At 66.2% G+C, this 4,960-nt stretch carries 2 protein-coding genes and 2 pseudogenes; all 4 read right to left on the minus strand.

Going from position 1 to position 4,960, the window contains the following annotated elements; all coding sequences use genetic code 11:
* Positions 1–464: 464 nt before the first annotated feature.
* Complete coding sequence (locus ABZ070_RS35255; protein ID WP_356640040.1) at positions 465–2,093, minus strand: lipopolysaccharide biosynthesis protein; 1,629 nt, start codon at positions 2,091–2,093, stop codon at positions 465–467.
* Positions 2,090–3,571, minus strand: a complete 1,482-nt coding sequence (locus ABZ070_RS35260) for a hypothetical protein (protein WP_356640042.1) — start codon at positions 3,569–3,571, stop codon at positions 2,090–2,092. The genes ABZ070_RS35255 and ABZ070_RS35260 overlap by 4 nt, the downstream gene beginning before the upstream one ends.
* A gap of 223 nt (positions 3,572–3,794) precedes the next feature.
* Positions 3,795–4,068 (minus strand): annotated as a pseudogene (locus ABZ070_RS35265) (transposase); the annotation flags it as partial.
* A gap of 288 nt (positions 4,069–4,356) precedes the next feature.
* A pseudogene (locus tag ABZ070_RS35270) lies at positions 4,357–4,469 on the minus strand (IS5/IS1182 family transposase); the annotation flags it as partial.
* Positions 4,470–4,960: the final 491 nt, after the last annotated feature.

The following is a 4,960-nucleotide window of genomic DNA, read 5'->3' on the forward strand; positions in this document are numbered from 1 at the left end:
AAATGCCTGCCTCTCCACGGTCAGACCCCCGCCCTGCGGATACCTCATCCAACCGGCTTACCTCGACGATCACCAACCGTCAGCCCCTACGACAACACGACTTCAACGTCAGTAATCACGCACGAGGTCGTTAGTTCAAGGCGGTCACATAGACCGGACCGTTGCGGCCTGGGAGGCGCCGCTGGCGACGGCGAGCACGAGGTTCCACACACTCCGTCCCGCCATCAGGATGACCGTCTGTGCAGGTGAAGGCCGCGGCACTGTTTGAAGACCGCGCCAGCCCCGGGGCCCCGAGTCCGTGTGTCACGACGGGCGACGAGGAGGAACCCGAAGATCGCGTTAGCGCCGGAGCCTGCCAGGCGGAGAGACTGGCGTGCGCGGGCGATGCGATGTCCTGCCCACTGGCAGTGCCAGGCGGACGCAGGTGCTCCGACCATTCGCCGGGCCCGCCGGGTTGAAGGCCGTCACTCGCGCAGCGAGGGCGCGTCGGCGCTGGCTAACGCTCTGGCCCCCGGTCTCCCCGGCTGACGGACCCGGCCGCGCTTGCGGTGGGTCCGGCCGCCGTCGCCGAGCCGACGCAGCGACGGCGCCCGGCCGCCCTTGTCCAGGACCGCGCCCAGGATGTGACCGCCGGCTCCGGTGATCAGCTCCCACACCCGGTCCAAGTCGTCCCGACGAACCTCGTTCGGGTCGCAGACCACCACAACACCGGCCGCCTGTTTGGCGACGGCCAGCCCCTCCGCATGTGTGAGCAGCGGCCCAGTGACGACTACGACATGGTCGTACGGACCGGACGGAGCGTCCAACAGCTGGGCGAACCGCGGCGAGGTCAAGGCACGCGCCGGGTTGGGCACTTGCTGCCCGGGCAGGAGATCGAAACGCCCATCGACGCCGACGTCCACCGCAAGCCGCTCGCCCTCCGTCCAGCTGTCCGGCACCGGCCGCCTGTGCCCGGGAGATAGCGGAAGCTGCAGGACGAGCCCCGGCGGGCCTAGATTCGCCTCCACCAGCAGGATGTTATTGCCGATCTCGGCGAAGGCCCCGGCGAGGTTGACCGCCGCCGAGACCGCGCCCGCGCTCTCCCGTGGAGAGACAATCAGTAGGCTGCCGCCCCCCGCGAGATGCTGGTCGTGCACTAGCCGGAAGGCGATCGTGCGGTACGCCTCGGCACGGTTGCCCTGGCTGGACCGGCCGACCTCCAGTATCTGTCCGCCGCCCTTCCGGCGCGGCAGGACGCCGAGCACCGGCGCCCGCAGATGGTTCTGCACATCCGCCGCCGACCGGACCCGCGGCTCCAGCACCGAACGGACCCATGCCGCCAGGATGCCCAGGGTCAGACCGGCCACCGCACCCGTGAGGAGCAGCATGCCCAGACCGGGGCTGGACTGCAAGGCGGGCGGATCGCCTCTGCTGACGACGTCGCCGGGCGTGGTGTCGAGGGACTTCAGACTGGAGATCCGCCCCTGCAGATCCGCGATCTCCACCACCAGGTTCCTGCGCTCGGACTGGTAGGTGGACCGCTCCGAAGCGTCGCTCTCGCCCGCGATCCGCCGGTCCAGGGAATCACGCTGCTTCAACAGCGGCTTGAGCTCGGTGCCGAGCCTGCCAACGGTCGTGTTGATCCGCTGGGTTGCCGCGGCCTGCCGGTAATCGAGGTACGCACCCACGAAGGCGTTGACGAGCACGGCCGCTCGGTCCGCCGAGTCCGCGCTGTACTCGAATATCAGTGTCTGGGTCTCGGGAGGGTTGCTCACCCGCAGATCCCGCTGGAGGGTGGCCAGCGCGGTCCCGTCATCGAGGGCCTTGGCAGCACCCGCCGCCACCGACGCGCTCTGTGCGATCTGCCGCTCGGTGCCCATGCTGATCTGCTTGTCCGCCGAGACCCCACTGGCCTCGAAGGGCGCGGTGCGGATCGCGTGCACCACGACCTCGCCGGTCGCCGTGTACGTGGCGCCCCCCAGCACCGACACCGCAGCGCCGCCGAGCAGGCCCAGGAACAGACTGAGCACGAGGAAGGCACGGTAGCGAAAGAGTCGGCGCAACTGATCGCGGATCTGGTCCGGCTCCCCTGCGAGCTCGTTGAAGACATTCACGTACGTGCTCCTCCTGTGGATAATGCTGAAGACGCCGCATACGGCGGCGTATACCCGGGTTCCTGCGCCGGCGGCAGCGCCGTACGCCCGGGCTTACGGGTGATCAGTAGCGGGATGCACACCAACAGGGCGAGCGGGCCCACCATCGCCATCAGACTGCCGCGCAGCAACACGAGTTGGTAAAAGCCGAAGGCCGGCACCAGCAGCGCCGCGAGCGTGCCCGGACGCCCCCGCAACCGGTACCGGAGATCATCGATGCGCCGTCCGACCGCACCGATCAGACCGAAGACGCCGAGCACCGACGGGAAGCCAGCCCACATATATGACTCGATCCACAGCGGCGCGGCGAGGTTGTCGAAGGTGTACCCCGCGTGCCGGGCAAGCAGTATTCCTGTATCTTCCGGCTTACCGGGCCAGGTGGCGCGGGGCACGAAGAACAGCGGCGGGCCTAGTGCGGCGGACGGCGTGAAGCCATGGGTACGGACGTAGTCGACCCCCGCCACCATCTGTTGGAAGCCGTCGTAGTCGCCGTTCGACGTGAACTGTTCGGCGAGCGATACGACGTGAACCGGTTCCCGCTTGTCGTAGCGGAAGTAGTCGCTATACGGGAAGACCACCAGCACGACGAACGCCACGCCCGCGGCGCCGAACCGGAAAGCCCGTGGCCCGCGCAGCCAGGAAGTGCCGAAGACCAGTGCCAACAGGACCGTACCGGCCCAGAACCGCGGCTGGCTGATGGGGTTGTTGACCACCACGTTCACCGCGATCAGTAGTGGCAGCAGGAGCCAGCGCAGTCCGCGCAGGGTTCGCTCGCCGGCCGTGAACCGCGGTACGTGCACCAGCCCCACCAGGGCCCAGAACGCCGGCACCGACAGGGCCCACGCCGCTATCGCCCGGTTCACTGAAGCCTGCGCCGCCGCCTCGTTGGCCGCCTGTCGACTGGCGAAGAACGCCGGCAGCCCGCCCTGACCGGGGATCAGCACGACGGCCAGTAGCAGCGCTGCGCCGCCTAACAGCAGCACCCGTCCCGGCGATAGCTGCCGCGCAAGGATCGGTTCGAGGACCGAGGAGGCTCGGGACGCGCGCCACGAGGCTAGCGCCGAACCCGTGCTGTAGGCCACAAGTCCTGTCTCTACCAGGAGCGTTGTTGTAAAGGACGTCTCCGCGTCAACCACGAACCCGTGCGGATACGTATCCGTCGCGAGCATGGCCAGCGGCGCGAGCCCCAGCCACACGTACGAGAAGAGCCAGAAGCCGAAGGCGATCACCGGGGCCCGGACGCCTGTCATTACCCGGGCCAGCGCGGTGCCGGTATGCACCACGACCACGCACTGTACGGCGAGTGCCGCGCCGAGGCGGGCGTCCAGCGACTGCAGTACCGTCAGTGGCAGCAACACCACCAGTACCAGCCCCCAGCAGCACAGCGCGGCGATGCCGCGCACCGGCCTGTCGGTTCCTGTACTTTCGGGCACGATCATCCCAACTTCTCCATTCCCTACCTGTATCAGAAATCTAATTGATTCGAACGGTAGGGCGAACTTTCGGATCTATCGGGACATAATCGTAATCAATCAGGGATCGGCATAAATCACCACTAGCTTCTGCGATGACCGCACGTCCAGAGCCTGGCTTCCACATTCAGCGGGGTGGGGTCTAGGTTGGGGATCGATGCTGGTAAGTGTGTTGCGGCTAGCTTGATCTTTAACCTGCGCGACGTTGACGAGGGGTTGTTGACTGCTTCGTCCGTCGTTTGCCCGCCCGGTTTGCGGACTACGTGTACGTCATAGCGGGGAGTGGCCAGGTGTTTTGGCGACCGGATGGCCGCCTGGGCGAAGGAGCCGGAAATCGCGGCGTACTCGGGCGAGTGACCTGTCGGACGGGCGCGGCCTCTCCCACGGCCGTCGCAGGTCGCCCGCCAGCGGGCGGGCCAGACTAGTTGGGTGAACACGGCGAGGATCAGCCAGATCCATATCTGCCTCAACGCCCAGGGACCTCGCCCGTTCTACCCCAAGGATGCTATGTCGTGTCAAGCTGCTTAAACAAGATCCAACGGTGCTCCGTAAGTTGTTGGGCAGCCCGGGAAGGCAGGGTGTGGCTTATCGGTGCCTGCCTTCAGTGGCTCCCCAGGAGTGGCCGCCCGGCCCTCCGGGGCGGGCACCCTGGCTGCTGATGAGATGTGCGCTTCGGTCGCTGATTTCGGAGATGGCACCGGGGTGTTCCTCGGGCGCTGGACGACTCAACGGCTTGACTTCGTCATTGAGACTCCGGCCGGGGTGGCCAAGACATGCACTTTCATCCCGTGGCGGCGGTGCTTCATAGAGTAGTACGGCTCATCCGCCGCGATGCGTCGGTGGCGATCAGGGTGCCGCCAAGAATGGCGAACCCCTCTGGCGGCAGTTCGCGCAGAACCTCATGCAGGCTCGGCGCGCGTTCGGCGACGAGCATCGCACTATACGGGACCAACAGGGCTCCTGTGTCGAGGCATTGGCGAGTGAGATCACCAGCCGCAACGACCAGGAGCCCTGCCGCATTACCGGCACCGACCGCCAACCGTTATCACCCTCGAACCATAGGATGAGAAAGGTTCAGTGACATCAGCCACACGGACATTCGACACTTACGCTGCTGAATAGTAGATGACACCTGGACGCATAACGACATTTATCCGTCTTGACGCAGGCATGACGGCATGGTTTTGGCGGCATTCGGTCCGTTCGTTACTTCGCCCATTCGGCGTGCAAGCAAGGGTTCCTGGCGAAGCATCAGAGCATTCCGGTACCCCCGGGGGCGGGACAAGCACGCCTGTGCGCCCACTTCAAGAGTACATCAACCCTACGAAACAAGGTAGTATTGATGCTCGTTTGCCC

This window comes from Streptomyces sp. NPDC006283, assembly GCF_040613325.1.
GTDB lineage: Bacteria > Actinomycetota > Actinomycetes > Streptomycetales > Streptomycetaceae > Streptomyces.

Bases quoted from the DNA above. Each gene is read 5' to 3' on its own strand.
- ABZ070_RS35260 (WP_356640042.1), bottom strand. From the start codon at position 3,571: ATGATCGTGCCCGAAAGTACAGGAACCGACAGGCCGGTGCGCGGCATC.